The organism is Oscillatoria nigro-viridis PCC 7112, from assembly GCF_000317475.1.
GTDB classification, from domain to species: domain Bacteria; phylum Cyanobacteriota; class Cyanobacteriia; order Cyanobacteriales; family Microcoleaceae; genus Microcoleus; species Microcoleus nigroviridis.
Window position 1 is genome coordinate 262,841 of record NC_019729.1, and the last position, 16,649, is coordinate 279,489.

12 protein-coding genes are annotated in these 16,649 nt (G+C 46.8%); 9 read left to right on the forward strand and 3 right to left on the reverse strand.

What is annotated here, in order from left to right; translation table 11 throughout:
• Positions 1 to 60 precede the first annotated feature (60 nt).
• The 8 genes from OSC7112_RS01170 (at position 61) to OSC7112_RS01205 (ending at position 8,929) form a co-directional block, all read left to right on the forward strand.
• Entirely contained in the window at positions 61 to 723 is a 663-nt protein-coding gene (locus tag OSC7112_RS01170; protein WP_015174200.1) for a class I SAM-dependent methyltransferase, read from the forward strand.
• Between the two features lie 124 nt (positions 724 to 847).
• Complete coding sequence (locus tag OSC7112_RS01175; RefSeq protein WP_015174201.1) at positions 848 to 1,072, forward strand: DUF433 domain-containing protein; 225 nt, start codon at positions 848 to 850, stop codon at positions 1,070 to 1,072.
• Between the two features lie 56 nt (positions 1,073 to 1,128).
• On the forward strand, positions 1,129 to 1,839 hold the full coding sequence (locus tag OSC7112_RS01180; protein ID WP_015174202.1) for a M15 family metallopeptidase: 711 nt from the start codon (positions 1,129 to 1,131) through the stop codon (positions 1,837 to 1,839).
• 443 nt (positions 1,840 to 2,282) lie between these two features.
• Positions 2,283 to 3,356, forward strand: coding sequence for a glucose-1-phosphate thymidylyltransferase (locus OSC7112_RS01185; RefSeq protein WP_015174203.1), 1,074 nt, complete (start codon positions 2,283 to 2,285; stop codon positions 3,354 to 3,356).
• A 229-nt stretch (positions 3,357 to 3,585) separates the two neighbouring features.
• A complete protein-coding gene (locus OSC7112_RS01190) occupies positions 3,586 to 4,119 on the forward strand; it encodes a hypothetical protein (protein ID WP_015174204.1) in 534 nt (177 codons plus the stop codon).
• 201 nt (positions 4,120 to 4,320) lie between these two features.
• On the forward strand, positions 4,321 to 6,441 hold the full coding sequence (locus OSC7112_RS01195) for a glycosyltransferase (RefSeq protein ID WP_015174205.1): 2,121 nt from the start codon (positions 4,321 to 4,323) through the stop codon (positions 6,439 to 6,441).
• A gap of 247 nt (positions 6,442 to 6,688) precedes the next feature.
• On the forward strand, positions 6,689 to 7,759 hold the full coding sequence (locus OSC7112_RS01200; RefSeq protein WP_015174206.1) for a glycosyltransferase family 4 protein: 1,071 nt from the start codon (positions 6,689 to 6,691) through the stop codon (positions 7,757 to 7,759).
• 87 nt (positions 7,760 to 7,846) lie between these two features.
• Positions 7,847 to 8,929, forward strand: coding sequence for a glycosyltransferase family 4 protein (locus OSC7112_RS01205; protein WP_015174207.1), 1,083 nt, complete (start codon positions 7,847 to 7,849; stop codon positions 8,927 to 8,929).
• A 219-nt stretch (positions 8,930 to 9,148) separates the two neighbouring features.
• Here the strand turns inward: OSC7112_RS01205 and petG are convergent, their stop codons facing one another.
• Positions 9,149 to 9,268: a cytochrome b6-f complex subunit V gene (gene petG, locus OSC7112_RS01210; protein WP_015174208.1), complete on the reverse strand. Its 120-nt coding sequence runs from the start codon at positions 9,266 to 9,268 to the stop codon at positions 9,149 to 9,151.
• 180 nt (positions 9,269 to 9,448) lie between these two features.
• On the opposite strand from petG, the gene OSC7112_RS01215 reads away from it, so the two are divergent.
• Positions 9,449 to 9,829 carry a c-type cytochrome gene (locus OSC7112_RS01215; RefSeq protein ID WP_015174209.1) on the forward strand — a complete coding sequence of 127 codons (381 nt, stop codon included), beginning with the start codon at positions 9,449 to 9,451 and terminating at the stop codon, positions 9,827 to 9,829.
• Between the two features lie 276 nt (positions 9,830 to 10,105).
• Here OSC7112_RS01215 and OSC7112_RS01220 read toward each other — a convergent pair whose 3' ends face one another.
• Both OSC7112_RS01220 and OSC7112_RS01225 read right to left on the reverse strand, forming a co-directional pair.
• Entirely contained in the window at positions 10,106 to 15,442 is a 5,337-nt protein-coding gene (locus OSC7112_RS01220) for a DUF4347 domain-containing protein (protein ID WP_015174210.1), read from the reverse strand.
• A 754-nt stretch (positions 15,443 to 16,196) separates the two neighbouring features.
• Positions 16,197 to 16,556 carry an NIL domain-containing protein gene (locus OSC7112_RS01225; RefSeq protein WP_015174211.1) on the reverse strand — a complete coding sequence of 120 codons (360 nt, stop codon included), beginning with the start codon at positions 16,554 to 16,556 and terminating at the stop codon, positions 16,197 to 16,199.
• Positions 16,557 to 16,649 lie beyond the last annotated feature (93 nt).

A 16,649-nucleotide genomic window follows, 5' to 3' on the forward strand; every position in this document is an offset into this window, starting at 1 on the left:
TTTACAATTCTTAATTGTTCTTAAACTAGAAAGAGTAAATCTAGTTTGCGATCTGAATTTATGTTGCTTCCAGCCGACAAACGCACCAAGTTAGACGACACCGACGACAATTTGTTCTATTCCTATCCCCGGTTTGTGACTCACGTAGATGATGGATTCATTCAGCAACTAACCGATTTGTATCGGGAACTGCTGAAACCGAATACTCGGATTTTTGATATGATGAGCAGTTGGGTTTCTCACTTGCCAGACGAGATGGAATTTGCCCATGTTGAAGGGCACGGCATGAATGAAGAGGAGTTGGCAAAAAATCGCAGACTGAATCATTATTTCGTGCAAAATTTGAACGCAAATCCTAAACTGCCACTGCCGGATGCAGAGTTTGACGCGGTTGTCAACTGCGTTTCGGTACAGTATTTGCAACACCCGGATGCGATTTTTGCGGAGATTCACCGGATATTGAAGCCGGGGGGCGCAGCAATTGTGAGCTTTTCCAACCGGATGTTTTATCAAAAGGCGATCGCGGCTTGGCGGGAAGGTTCGGAGGGCGATCGGGTAGAATTAGTCAAGGGTTACTTTGATTCTGTCAAAGGAACGAATATACCCGGATTTAGCAAGCCGGAAGTAATAGTTCGCAAGCCTAACTTACCGAGTTTTATGCAAATGCTGCGAATAGGAAGCGGAGATCCGTTTTATGCGGTAGTTGCTTACCGCCAAATTTAGGATTTTTTTGCAGTAAGGACTTTAGGACTTTAGGTGGAGATTGAAAGCACTAAAGTCTTTACTACAAACCGATCGAAAGCTACGCTCTTTAGGTTAGGATATATTTAATATTTGCTTATAAAATATGGAAAACCAACTTTTGCAGCGAATCACAATCGATTCAAATATATGTCACGGAAAACCCTGTATTCGCGGTCTCCGATATCCAGTAAAGTTGATTCTTGAATTGCTCAGTTCTGGCATGAATGCTAAAGAAATTATAGATGACTATGACGATTTAGAACATGAGGATATTCTAGCTGCTTTGCTATTGGCAGCGCGACGGACTAAAGTGAAAAGCATATACTGAGTATTGTAGTTCATCAGTAATCCTTCAGCAATCATAAAGTAGGGTAAAACCTTGATATGAAACCATACCAGCAAATAGCAATTGACGAATGCGGCGAACCTTTAGTCCCCATTCCACCAGAACATTTTGCCTTTGAAATCCCGCACCCTTATCAAAAGTTGGGCGCTCCCTATCACAACAGCAAAGCAGATTCGCCTTACTATTTGCGGCAAGGAGTTGTAGATAGTTTAATCGCCGCTCAAACCGATCTACAGCAAAGTTATCAAAATTGGAAAATTCTGATATTTGACGCTTATCGGCCGGTGGAAGTCCAGCAATTTATGGTGGATTATACTTTCAATCAAATTGCTTTAGCTCAAGGCTGCGAATTTCCGGTTTCCGAAGACAAACGCCAAGTGATTATAGAACACGTATATCAATTTTGGGCAGTACCGAGCCTCGATCGCGCGACACCTCCCCCTCACAGTACAGGCGCAGCTTTAGATATAACTTTAGTGGATGAAAATAATCGGCAAATTGAGATGGGTTCTCCTATTGATGAAATATCAGAACGTTCTTATCCCGATTATTTTGCTAACAGGAATCAGCCACAAGAACAGCAATATCACCGTCACAGGCAAATCTTAAAAAATGCGATGATAAATGCGGGTTTTCAGCAGCATCCTAACGAATGGTGGCATTTTTGTCGGGGCGATCAGATGTGGGCTTGGTTGACAAATCAAAACAATAGTGGTACGCAAGTGATTGCCCGATACGGCCGCTATTAAAAGGGTACGCAATTAAATCTGTAATGGCGCACTCGCAACCTTGAGAAACCTGGTTTCTTGACAAAAAACCTCAGCTTTTAGCTGCTTGATTCGGCAATAAACCCGGTTTCTGACCGAAAGCATCTAGGATACAAGCCCCCGGATTCATCCGTCCAGAAATAAAAAACCTGTATCCGATGAAACTTGCCCCCCCGAATTTATCCGTGGGGTCAATTCTAAAATCTAAAATCTAAAATCTAAAATCTAAAATCTAAAATCTAAAATCGATTGACACTCTATGCGTCCCGGACTATAAAAGCTCGATCGGCATAAAGAATTTGTATCATCAGACACGACAACTATTGCCAGCGGGGTAGCGGTGCTTTAAAATCAACAAGAGCGAACAAGTGCAGGCAAATCAAGCCAGCACCGCAAACCCTAAAGGATAACTCAGAGTTCACCCAATGAAAGCACTCATCCTCTCTGGCGGCAAAGGAACACGCTTGCGTCCCCTCACCTATACGGGTGCTAAGCAATTGGTTCCTGTAGCAAATAAGCCGATACTGTGGTACGGAATTGAAGGAATTGTCGCGGCTGGGATTACGGATATTGGGATTATTATTAGTCCCGAAACCGGGGAAGAGGTGAAGACAAAAACAGGAGATGGATCTCGCTTCGGTGCAAAAATTACTTATATCTTGCAAGCAGAGCCGGCGGGACTCGCTCACGCAGTGAAAATTGCCAGACCGTTTTTAGGCGATTCTCCCTTTATTATGTATTTGGGAGATAACTTAATTGAAAATCAGTTAGATCCGTTTTTAGAGATTTTTAACAAGCAGAAACTAGACGCTCTGATTTTGCTGCGTCCCGTGCCCAATCCCTCGGCTTTTGGTGTAGCAAAAGTTGATAATAAAGGAAGAGTTTTGCAGTTAGTAGAAAAACCCAAAGTTCCGCCGTCAAATTTAGCACTGGTGGGAATTTATTTTTTTGCTCCTACTATCCACGAGGCGATCGATCAAATTCAACCTTCGCCTCGGGGCGAACTCGAAATTACCGATGCCATTCAACAGCTCATCAATCAGGAAAAACACGTAGAAGCCTGCAATTTAGAGGGTTGGTGGCTGGATACGGGGAAAAAAGACGATTTGCTGAGTGCAAACCAAATCATTTTAGATAGCCGTATCGTAGCTTCAACTGAATTAACAGTAGACGCCAAAAGTCAAATTATCGGACGAGTGCAAATAGGGGAAGGAACGGAAATCATTAATTCTACAGTTCGCGGGCCAGTGGTAATTGGGGAAAATTGCCGCATTGAAAATTGCTTTATCGGGCCTTACAGCAGTATTGCCGATCGCGTGACGATGATTGATGCTGATATCGAACACAGTGTAATATTGCAAGGGGCGAAAATAGTTGGCATTCACCAGCGAATTGTTGACAGCGTGATCGGGCAGCGAGCTCAACTCACAAATGCGCCAGCTCGTCCAAAAGCTCTGCGGTTTCTGATTGGTGATGACAGTCAAATTGAGTTAGCTTAAATTGAGATATTGCCAATATCGGAAGCAATAATCCTGATTTAACAAGAGATAAATTTTTTTGTGGGTGGGCATCCTGCCCGCCCTTGAACAGGCAAGATGCCTGTTCCACAATTAATTACAATTATTCACACAGCAAAGATGCCTGTTCACAATTAGTTACAAGGATTGAAACAGCAAAGAAGCCTGTTCCATAATAAGTCATAGTAAGTTATCTCAAGGAGAGGAAAGTTTGCAGTACGAAGAAATACCAACTCAACAGATAATACATAAATTGCGACAAACTTTGGAGCCGCGAATTGGTATTGCTGAGCAGCCCCTGTTGGGAACAGAAAATAGTGCGCTCGCCCAAAATGAAGATGACGAAGATCTCGCCCTTTTAAAGGCGGGTTTTGACATTTATAATATCCCTATTACCTCTTACCAAAGGCGACTGGGTTCCGCAGTAATTGCAGTTAGGAAAATAGTCCGAAAATTGCTCAGACCCGTACTCGAACGTCAAGTTATTTACAATTTCGCTAATACCCGCGTCGTGCATACCTTAAGCACACAGTTGCAAAAATTGCAAGAAAATCAACAAACTCTCTTTGAAAAAATTGAATCTGAATTCAGCAGCGGATCTCCCGAAGTTACAGCACAGCTTGAGACTCAACAAAGAGCGATCGCAGCTTTTCAGTCGGAAATACAGCAAATTAAAGCAGTGCAGCAGCAACATACTGCTATTTTAGAGAAGATTACCGCTCAATTGCTCGATCGACAACAATAAAGCATCAAAGATGACCCAAAATAATTTGGTCACAAGGTCCCAGATTTATTATTCGCGAGAGCAATTCTTCAATGGTTCAATCAAAAATCTAAAACTATTCAATTCCTCAATCTAAAATCCCAAATCCCAAATCGAAAATCGAATATTCTTCAATCTTTCAATTACTCAATCTAAAATCTAAAATCTAAAATCTAAAATCGAATGACTGCACTGCCAATATGCTCGTTAATTATAGTCAACTATAACGGTTTGCGCCACACGAAAGATTGCTTAAAATCTCTACAAAAACTTGCGTATCCCGAATCGCAACTCGATTTAATTGTAATTGATAATTGTTCTCAAGACGATTCCGTTAACTCCCTGCGCGAACTATTTCCAAAAGTTCGGATTTTTGTCAATACCGCCAACAATTTTGCTAAAGCGCTCAACCTCGGCATCAGCGAAGCAAAAGGGCAATATATCGGCTTTCTCAATAACGATGCTACCCTTGACAGTCGCTGGTTAGAGATACTTGTGAAAGTGCTAGAAACTCATAAAAAAATAGGTGCGACTAGCGGCAAATTGCTGTTCAAAGACGGGCGAATTAACAGCGCAGGTATTCAGCAATTACCTAATTTTTATTGGCGAGATGTCGGCTTTGGCGAAAAAGATTCGGGACAGTACGATACAGAACGGGAAGTCGAAGGGCTTTGTTGGGCGGCGGTGCTTTTCCGCAAGGAATGTATCGAAGATGTGGGGCCGATAGATGAAGATTTTGTGATGTATTTTGAGGATGTAGAGTTTGCCAAACGCTGCCACAAACGCGGTTGGAAAATGCTTTATACTCCCGCAGCGATAGCCCATCACGAATATCGGGGTTCGAGTAAAGGAAGCAAACTTACAGAGTATTTCTGCAACCGCAATCGATTTTTGTATTTGGCGAAACACGAACCTTTGCAATTAGTCAAAGGAATTCATACTTCGGATTTTTTTACTAACAAGCAGTACGATTTGCTGTTCGAGAGTTTATTTGTAGGGATTAAAAAACTTCTAGATTATCAGAAACCAGAAATCATTGAAACTGTATTGCCGCAGTTGTCGGAAAAGTTGGCGGTGATTTACAGTCGGATGAAGATCGATCGCATTTTGTCTCGATTGCAAGTGGTTCGGGGCGATCGCAAAATGTCGATCGCCATTTACGATCACGGACTGCATTTTATCGGCGGCGGTCAAAAATACGTCGCTACCCTGGCCTCGCTGCTGCAAAATGAATTTGAGATTACTTTTATCGCCAACAAAGCAGTTGCTATTTCCGACTTAGAATCGTGGTACGGACTCAACCTTTCAGGATGCCAAATTAAAATTATTCCCTTGGCGTTTTACGAGAAACGCGGAATGCAGTGCATCGATTCCAGCATCATCGTGGAGGATATGGAAAATCCCTTTGATGAAATTGCCAGAGAAAGCAAAAACTACGATATTTTTATCAACGCCAACCAACTGGAAAAAGTTAAACCGCTGTCGCCTATCTCAATATTTTTCTGCCACTTTCCCAATACCTTCCGCAACCGTCACTTTGCTGTCGATGATTACACTTTTATTATTGCCAACAGTCAATTTACTGTTAAGTGGTTGGAGAAACGCTGGAACCTACAGCCAACTTTTCTGCTTTATCCGCCGATAGAAATGGCAACAGTTAAAGTGCCGAAAGAAAAAATTATTTTGGCTGTGGGACAGTTTGAAGCTGGGGGAACAAAAAAGCAAATTGAACTAATTCAAGCTTTCCGCAGTTTGCTAGCGGATTATCCCGAAGAATTCCAAGGATGGCGGCTAGTTTTAGCCGGCAGCAGTATTCCGAAAAATCCTTATTTAAAGACGGTTCAGAATTTATTGAAGCAAGATTCAAGGGCGATCGAGCTAAAAGTCAATGCTGACTTCGATGAGGTAAAATCGCTTTATGCTAGAGCGAGTATATTTTGGCACGGCTGCGGTTTGGGTGAAGTCAATCCTCAAAGATTTGAGCATTTCGGGATGGCGACTGTCGAAGCAATGCAAAATAGTTGTGCTCCTATTGTTTTCAACGGCGGCGGCCAACCGGAAATTGTCGAACACGGGCGATCGGGCTTTTTGTTCAATACCGTTGAGGAACTTTGCCAGCATTCACATCAACTAATTGTTAATCCCGATTTGCTAGCAGAACTTCAAACTGGTGCACAGCAGCGCAGTCAGAACTTTAGACTTGCACGTTTCGACAAAAAAGTCAAGAGTTTTTTTGAGATTATTCACCAAGAATATGCTACAATTCGGCTGCCGAATCCTGCCGATATAGCTCAAATGCTCTAGAGCGATCGCGATCGATAAATTGCGTAGGGGCGGGTTTTACCAACAAGATTTAATAATTACAAATAATTTATATAAACCCGCTCTACACCGCCAATAACTTACATGAAATCTGACTTCTGTGCAACCATAAAAATGTACATTGTGATGGTTCGTTGGCTGGGTATGGTTTAGGATATTATGGGTTTTAGGCAATTATTTTTGGTGAAACCCGCCAATACAATTGGGAGAAATTCTATTACATAAAATCATGTCTAATTCACTGTTAATCAATTTGTCCTTTTTAACACCCGAACCAACGGGAATCGGAACTTACGCCGCTAATCTTTTCCCGCAACTGCAACAGCTAGAACCCACATTACTCGCTTCCCAGCAAATTGACAATTATACTTGCTATCAAATTCCCGAAACTCTGACACCGGATCGAGGGCTGAAAGGACAAATTAACAGGCTGCTGTGGACTCAATTTAAATTACCTAAAATTTACAAAAAATTGCAATCAAGCCTGATATTTTCCCCAATTCCAGAAGCGCCTTTGTATTCTGGCAGTCGCTACATCGTCACTGTTCACGATTTAATCCCTTTGCGATTTCCCCAACGCTTTTCTCGCTTAACCGCTTATTTTCGCTACTACATACCGCAGGTTTTGAGGCAAGCAGAACACATTATTTGCGATTCTCAAGCAACGGCGGCGGATGTTGCTAACTTTTTCCAAATTCCGCATAAAAAGATGACCGCAATTCCCCTAGCTTGCGATAATATTAATTTTAGATATCTCGACTTGCCAACCAAAAACTATTTTCTTTATACTGGCCGACACGATCCTTATAAAAACTTAGAAAGATTAATTGCTGCATTTGCGAGTTTGCCCGATCGCGCAAATTGCGAATTGTGGCTAGCTGGGCCTCCCAATGCCTACACGCCGCAGTTGACAGCACAAGTTGAACAATTAGGTTTACAATCTGTGGTAAAGTTTCTCGGTTACGTTCCCTATTCTCAATTGCCCGTACTGATGAATCAGGCGATCGCCCTAGTTTTTCCCACACTTTGGGAAGGATTCGGCTTACCAATTTTAGAAGCAATGGCTTGCGGCACACCCGTCATCACATCCAACCTGTCATCAATGCCAGAAGTAGCCGGAGATGCCGCATTATTAGTCAATCCTTACAGCATCGGAGAAATAGCCGAAGCCATGCAAACACTAGCTACAGATTCAAAAGTGCGATCGAACTTAAAAACAGCTAGTTTAGCCAGATCGTCTCAATTTAGCTGGCACAAAACCGGAACAGCAACCGCCAACATCTTACAACAATACCTTTAAATCTTCCCTCTCTTCCTCTCTGCGCCCTCTGCGCCCTCTGCGGTAAAAAAAAATCCCACCCAAAAACCGCAATCTACATATTATCCCATGCCCAATCCCCAATCCAACCTGCTCATCAACCTCTCCTTCCTAATTTCCAAACCAACCGGCTTAGCCATCTACGCTAAAAACCTATTTCCCCACCTAAAATCCCTCAACCCAACATTACTAACAGCAGAAAAATTTCCCAATAACAACTGCTACCAAATCCCCGGCAACCTAACACCAGAACAAGGAACCAAAGGACACATCAACCGATTGCTGTGGACACAAACCCAACTCCCCAAAATTTACAAACAGCTAAAATCTAACCTGTTATTTTCCCCAATTCCCGAAGCTCCTCTATTTGCAGGTTGCCGCTATATAATTACAGTACATGACTTGATAGCGCTGCGATTTCCCCGCCGCTTCGATCCTCTGACACCTTACCACCGCTACTACATTCCCCAAGTGTTGCGGCAGGCTCAACACGTCATCTGCGACTCGGAAGCAACTGCTAAAGATATCAATAATTTTTGCAATATTCCTACTAATTTAATTACGCCAATTTTCCCCGGATACGATACCAGTTTTTTCCGTTTTTTAGACTTGCCAACAAACAATTATTTTCTTTATATCGGCCGCCACAACCCCTATAAAAACGTGCAGCGAGTTGTAGCAGCCTTTGCTGCTTTGCCTCATAATTCCGAGTACGAATTGTGGATAGCAGGTTCGGAAGACAAACGCTATACGCCGCTGCTGAAGGGGCAGGTTCAAGAATTGGGATTGTTCGATCGAGTAAAATTCCTAGATTACCTCCCCGCGGCCGACTTGCCCAAAGTCATCAACCAAGCGATCGCCCTGGTTTTCCCCAGTCTTTGGGAAGGATTCGGCCTCCCCGTGCTGGAAGCAATGGGCTGCGGCACTCCTGTCATCACCTCTAACCTGTCTTCAATGCCCGAAGTGGCGGGGGGTGCAGCATTATTAGTCAACCCCTACAGCGTCGAGGAAATTGCCTCTGCTATGCAAGAGCTTGCAGTCGATGCCAAAGTTCGATCGCACTTGCGGGATCTCGGTTTAGCCAGAGCAAAACAATTTAGCTGGGAAAAAACAGGCCTGGAAACTGCTGCGATTCTCGATCGATATCTTTAACGAAGGAAGTTCGGCAACGGATTCGGTAACGGATGTAACGGATGTCGAGAAGAAGGAAGAGGGAAGTTCGGCAACGGATTCGCTCCACGGATGTAAAGGATGGAAGAAGGAAGAGGGAAGAGGGAAGAAGTCAGTAGGCCGATTTAATGACCAATGCCCCATGCCCCATGCCCAATTCCCACTCCTCCGGCCAGCCTAAGTTAGGGACTGTAGCCCCTTTTACTTGTTGATACCCAACTGATCGCCACGCTTGTACTGCTGATAAGCAGCAAAAAACAGCCCCGACAGAGTAACAAAGATTAGACCCAGAACAATACCTGAAAGCAGCGGTTCTACCATGAGATCTCCTTAACGTTAAGATTTAACAACCTATTTTTAATATTACCAGCACTTACACAGATGAATTTTCCGAAAAACGCCCTTCCGAGAGTATTAGATCTTGCTCTCCCCGCTGCGAACGATTAAGCTATGTTATGAGAAATAAATTTTCTTGTAGATACTATTTTTTATTGAACTCCTTTGAATAACCAATTTGCCAGGAATGAAATTAAAAACCCGATCGAGCGACTTGCCATATTTGCGCTAGCGGTGTTGCTTGCCATCATCTTGGCGACGATCGCAATTCGTCACTTTCAAGTCGCCGATCCTTACGTCAAAAGCGTACTATCCCTCACGGGCAACCCGTTTCAGGGTTCCGCCATCTTTCAAATGAACTGTGCGGGTTGTCACATCTCCGTTTCAGACAGTCAAGTCGGGCCCAATTTGCACGGAGTTTCCGAGCGCAAATCCGAATTCGATCTGATCCGGCAAGTAACCAGCGGGCAAACCCCACCAATGCCGCAGTTTCAACCGAGTCCGCAAGAAATGGCCGACTTGCTGAAATATCTCGAACAAATTTGACCAAAGAAGGGGAACGGAATTCGTTCCCCTTCTTTGGTCGAGCCTCGAAACCCATGCTTAGGAATGAGAATTAAATAACTTCCACTCTTGAAAGTGGGATGGGCCTATGAGCCCGTCCTTTTTGAAGTGGCTATAAGAGCCCATCCCACAACAACAATTAAAATTGTAAGTTATTTAATTCGCGATCCTTAGAGGCTCTGCTTCTCGGTAGTGCCTCTAAGCTGGGACGGCAGGCAAGTGTATGCTCGGTTTTAACTGCCGAGTTTTATCTGCGGACTAAACCAGCAAGCTAAAACTCTGAGCCGATAACTGGCTCGGCTGTACGCCCGTCAGTATAGCCAAAATCTGGTCGCTGTTGGCGATCGCGATCGCAGTTGAGCCGTTAGTTTCGGTTAACGACAGTTGATTGAAGTCCAAGCCTCCCAGCAACCCGATCGAATCAACTCCTGCAGTGAAGTTGAAAATCGTGTCAATTCCTCCGCCCGCTGACAAGACAAAGCGATTGCTGCCAGTGCCGCCGACGAGGGTATCGCTGCCAATGCCGCCAAAGAGCAAGTCATCGCCACCGTCTGCAAAGAGCAAATCATCGCCGCTGCCGCCAATTAAGGTATTGTTACCCTCGCCGCCGCAGAGAGTGTCATTGCCTTGATCGCCAAATAGCACGTCGTCGCCAGCGCCTCCCAAAATTACGTCATCGGCTTTGCCCCCGTACAATAAGTCATTGCCTTCGTCGCCAGAGAGAGAGTCGTTGCCACGATTGCCATAAATCGTATCGTTACCGCGATCGCCAAAAATCAGGTCAAACCCTTTGCCACCGAAGAGAGTATCGCTATCGATACCTCCGTAGACAGTATCGTTGGCTATATTGCCATTGATGTAGTCGCCGCCCCCTCGACCAAAGATCAAATCGTTGCCGCCCAACCCGAAGATAGAGTCACTGCCGACACTACCCACGATCGTATCGTCGCCGTTAGGGCCGTTGATCGCACTACCCGCTGAAGGAGTGCCGGACTCATTGGGAGTAGCTATCCTGGGGAAGTTCTCAGGGCAAACCAAATCTGTCGGTGTCGGCGTCGGTGTAGGCGTCGGTGTCGGCGTCGGTGTAGGCGTCGGCGTCGGTGTAGGCGTCGGCGTCGTCACAGGTTCCGGCGTCGGAGTCGGCGTCGGCGTCGGCGTCACAGGTTCCGGCGTCGGCGTCGGTGCAGGTGCAGGTGTCGGCGGTGTCGGCGGTGTCGGTGCCGGTGTCGGTGCAGGTGTCGGCGTCGGCGTCGGCGTCGGCGTCGGGAAGTTCCCGAAGTTGATGCCGCTGACAATAGCGCCCGAAGTTAGGGTGATGTCGGCGGGGTCGGCGGTGCTTTGGGTGAACCCAGTTTGGTTGACTTCCCGGACGCGGTAGGTTCCCGGCGTTAGGTTCGCGAACAGGTAGTTGCCGCTGTTGTCTGTGGTAGTAGTAACAGGAGCAGGAGAAGTTCCAGCTACGACATTGGTTAACTGAATTTGGAAATTGGGTAAACCCGGTTCTCCCGCATCCTGAGTGCCATTGTTGTTGCTGTCTCGGAACTTCAGACCTCGGATCGCCCCGGGTTGCGGTAAAAAGTTGCCGAAGTCAATGCCTGTGATGTTATCGGAGGGATTAACCGTAACGGGGGCGGGGTTGGGGGTCGTCTGCGTCCAGCCGTTTTGCTGGACTTCCCTTACCTGGTAAGTACCTGCGGGTATATCTCGGAGAGTGTAGTTGCCCGCTGCATCAGTGATGGTAGTCGGTTCGCCCTGCTGAAAGATGCCATCGGGATTGATACTGTCGAGGAATATTTGCCAGTTAGCTAGCCCCAATTCTCCGGCATCCTTAACGCCGTTGTTGTTGAGGTCATTAAATTTTTGACCGCTGATGGTGCTCGACTGGAAGTTGCCGAAGTTGATATTAGCGATGTCTTGACCGCTGGTGACAGTGATGTCATCCGGGTCGGGGGTAGTTTGCGTCCAAGTAGGCTGCAAGACTTCCCGCACCTTGTAGGTTCCTGCTGACAAATCGAGGAATTTGTAGTTGCCTGTGGCATCGGTGAGGGTGTTCGGTTCCCCGGTGTCGAGAGTGCCGTTGTTGTTGGTATCGAGGAAGAATTGCCAGTTGGCAAGCCCTTGTTCCCCGGTATCTTGTACCCCGTTGTTGTTGAGGTCATTGAACTTCAGACCACTAATCGAGTTGGGCTTGAAGTTGCCGAAATTGTTGTTTTGGGAGTCGGTACCGCTGGTGACGGCGATCGTAAACGCGCCGGAAAGAGTAGGCGTGGCTGGGTTGACGGGCGGCACAGTTTGCGTCCAGCCTGTTTGTGGCACTTCCCGCACTGTATAAGTGCCCGCTGTAAGGTCATCGATCTCATACTTACCCGTAGCATCGGTGATTTCGCTTTCTTCATCAGCATCTAAGGTGCCGTTATTGTTGGCATCCACGTAGATTGTCCAGCCTCCTAGCGGTTGTTCTGCTGGCAAATCTTGGGTGCCATTTTTGTTGAGGTCATTAAATTTGATACCGCTGATTTTGCCTAGCTGGAAGTTGCCGAAGTTTTGAGCTGTAATGTTTGTGCCGCTGACCGGGTTAATTGTATAAAAGACCGGGCCGGCGGTTTGTGAGAAACCCTTCGGCACATCTTCTCTCACAAAGTACCGACCGGAGCCGACGTTGGCAAAGCTGTACGTCCCAGCCGCCGCTGGCGCTGTCCCGGTAACTTGCGAGGCGATTTCCGCATCGCCGCTATCTAAAGTGCTGTTATCGTTAGTATCTTTGAACAAGCGAACGGTAGTGCCGTTGAGGGGGGTGTCGTCAGCAGAGAAGCCGTTGCCTGTGAGGTCGGTGAATTTGGTGCCGCTAACGGTGATGTTTTGGAAAACGCCGAAGTTTTGACCGGTGACGGGAGTACCGCTTTGGGCACTAACGAAAATTGCGGCAGCGGGGAAAGAGATGCTGGAGTTGGCTGGGGCAGTGGCTTGTATCAGATAATTGCCGGGGCCGATATCCGAGAATGTGTAATCTCCGGCTCCCGCAGTGGTTTGGGCAGTGCCGACAACAGTATCTGTGCCGACTTCTAGCGTGCCGTTGGCGTTGGTGTCTTTGTATAAGTTAACGGTGATGCCGTTTAATACGGTGTCATCGGGCGTGAAGCCGTTGCCCGCGAGATCGGTGTAGGTTTTGCCTGCGATCGATGTTTTTTTGAAGTTGCCAAAGTTGGCACCAGTAACATCAATTAAACCTGTAGAAGCGGGAGTCGGGCCGAGAGTCTGTACCCAATCGGTCGCAAGCGTTCCAGCAGGTGGCGATTCTGTAATCGGAGTAGCTGTTTTTACGTCCGGGATCGTGTAAGTGCCGTCGGCTGCGGTGGTAGCGCTTTTCGTGCCTACAGTAATCACCCAGCCGGGGAGACCTGGTTCAGTTGCCGCGGCACCTTGCAGGCTATCCCCGTTAAGGTCGTTGAATTTCTGACCCACGACCACTGGCCCGTACTCGTAAGCACCGATGTCAATATTCGGTTTGCTGACCAGAGTATTGTCAATTTTTCGAGGAAAGCCAGTACCCCGTTGGTCAAAAGCTGTAGCGCCCACTGCCGTTATGGTCGGGTCGCCCCCACCAATTGCAGGGTTGCTGCTGGTAGTGACGGGGCTGTTGTCCACTAGGGCAAGGGTGAACGGGCCCGTAGTTGCACCGTTGAGTCCGGCAGAGGCGGCTGGAGCTAATACATTTGCCAAAGGAACCGCTAATGCCTGACCTGCGAAACCAATACTAGTGCCGAGAACCCCAATCAGGTTGTTATTTCCTGTGAATGTCCCTGTAACATCAGTGTCGGTAGTAGCAACGTTGCCAGCAACGATCGTGTTTTTGAGTGTAACTGTACCGCCGTTGTTGTAAATTCCTCCGGCATTAGCAATCAGACTAGCCGGTGTCCCAACTGTAGCGGCTGTTGCAGAGTTATAAGCGATCGTGTTGTTAGTGAGGGTAGCTGTAGCACCTAAGTTGACGAAAATTGCACCACCTGCGGCTGTACCCGCACCTGCGGCAACATCACCAGCATTGCCACCCGTAACTGTGTTGCTATATAAGGTGCTGTTGGTCATGGTCAAAGTGCCACCGCCAACAAAAATCGCGCCGCCTAAACCTGCACCGCCGCCACCAAAGCCAATAGCACCTGCACCGCCAAAAGTGCCCCCTGCGCTTGCACCATTGCCACTACCGCCACCGCCGCCGAAGCCGCCAATGCCGCCAGCGCCGATAGCACCAGGCGCCGCACCTGTACCAAAAGTACCGCCAGCACCGCCACCGCCACCAAAGGTGCCAGCACCGCCAGCACCGCCATTGCCACCATTACCTTGAGTACCAGTACCAGCAGGACCGCCAACGCCACCGGCACCACCACCACCGCCGCCACTACCGACAACGCTACCAGCACCACCAGCACCACCAATACCACCAGCACCACCGTTTGTGCCACCAACACCAGTACCGCCAGTGCCGCCAATACCGCCAGTACCGCCAGCATTACCAGTACCGCCAGCCTCGCCATCTTCGCCAACCCCACCGGCAGCGCCATTACTTGCTAGACCATTTCTACCATTTCTACCATTTGTCCCTGCTGTGCCTCCAAAGACAGTAGCCAGATCCGCGCTACCACCCTTGCCACCATTCCCAGCCACACCTGCACCGCCAACGGCAGAGTTATTAGAAAAAGTAACTCTGTCAACTGTGACTGTACCGTTGTTGATAAAAAGTGCGCCACCTAAGCCTGCAGCGCCACCACCACCGGTGGTTCCTGCGTTGCCTACTGCTTTTGCGGAATCAATGGTGAGGTTTGAGATGTTAAATGTTGTGTTATCAACTACGAAGGCACGGTTGTTATTGCCGCTGATCTTGAAACCCCCGCCAACAATAGTGGTGGTGTCGGTAATTCTCGGCAATTGCCCTGCGAGGGTAATATCGGCAGTGAGAGTGATCGTGTCAATGCCACTGTTGATGTTGGCAACATTGATGGCATTTACCAGTCCGTTAAAGTCGCCAGTCGTTTGGTTCAAGTCAGCCAGTACGCCACTGTAAGCTTCCCTCGCCTCAGTCGAAAATGCCAAAGGTGTTTCTATGTTGCCCGTAGTTACTTCGAGTTCCCAGTCTCCACCCAACGCAGCATTCCCAGTCAAGTTATCGGAAGCGGCAATATTTGCTCCCGTGAGCTGGCTCAGCCTTTCCACGAAAGCCACACCTGCTTCTGTGGCGGCCACGTTGCAACCGTAAAGCAGAATTTCGGGTTTAGCTGTAATTGAAGAGTTCGAGTTTGCTTCGACTTCTGGCAAAGCAAACCATGTTTCTAAATAATTGCGGTAGCTTTCAATATTGCACAGATTTAGTTCTGTACCCCCCAGTTGCAAGCTGGCTGCTGCGCCGTGAGACAAAATGTGGACGGCTGCAATGTTTTGCCGCTGTTTAAGTGTTTCGGCTATTTGCTCTATGCCGTCGCGATCGGCTTTCAGAATAACAATTTCTGTATCGGGATTGACCGTTTCTGTTAAACTTTCGCAATCTTTAACTTGTGAATCTGCAAAAACTATCTGGTGTTTCCGTTCTTTATAGAGTTCCACGTTCAAATTCTCCTGGTACACACACACATCAAATTCATAGCACAAAGCAAGCGCAGCAACGATCGAGCTTTTTCCGGTGACTGCGGATGAGAGTCGTTGGCGAAGCCCGCCCCTACGGGGGCTACGCCAACGAAGAGGATCGCCCCTAACTTTCACCTAAATTGAATATTGACAAAAACTTTTTTTTATGCTCCCCTGCCCTAACTGAGTTAGTTTGATTGTTTAGAAGTTTTAAAGGGGGATATTGTTCCGGCTGTTACAACAATGTTGGAGAAGACTTGCGCGCTGTTTATTGATATACCAGAGATGGATAAAATACCAGATTTTATGAAAATTGTCAATCGAATAATGAACCGATCGCGATCGATATTTGTTAGTCAAGAGTCATCAGTCACGGTTATTAGCTTTAAGCTGATATTATTGGGTAGTTGTTGGCTGCTAAACGATCTGTATGTGCGATCCTCTTCGTTGGCGTAGCCCCCGTAGGGGCGGGCTTCGCTAACGACCAACCGCCATCAAATTTGTTGGTAGTGAGGAATGCAAGTCCTGTGAGTTTTATGAGGACTTGCATTCCTCACTACCAAAGTTAGAACAGTTATTTTACAGGATATAGATAGGACTGATAAATGCTGACTCATGACTAATATTTCTGGACACTATTATACTCAATAAACCGGGAAGAGGAAAGAAAATTTGGCGTGGCAGTCCAGAATATTAACTCCTCTTCCACTTGGGTGCATCCAAGACTCACTAATTACCAAGTTTCTTCATCGGGATTATTGGAATTGCTCCAGATTTCCACATCTAAATCATTGAGATACATCAGAGCCGTTTCAATCTGTTTACTTGTACCGTTCAGTTCCAAGTCAAACCAACCGTCATCTAAAGTTTTGACACCCAACAAAGCCGCATTAAAATTCACCGTCAAACCGTATTCAGAAATCAGGTTAGAGATCACGGGTTCCTGATGGTATTCTTTAGGAACACGAATGCGGATGCGGGTTTGAGTTGGTCTGCTGTCACCACTATCAGAGTGGGGAATATCTGATTCTTGGGTTCTGTGAAAATCGCCGATGGCCTCAAATTCAGATTCGCTAGTGTTGTGAGCTAACATTTGGGACTCCTAATTTTTGTCTTAGTTTACACTTTCCACCCATATTTTGTAGGTGGGTCGCTGTGAGATTTTCGAGCTTGAAACCAGATTGTC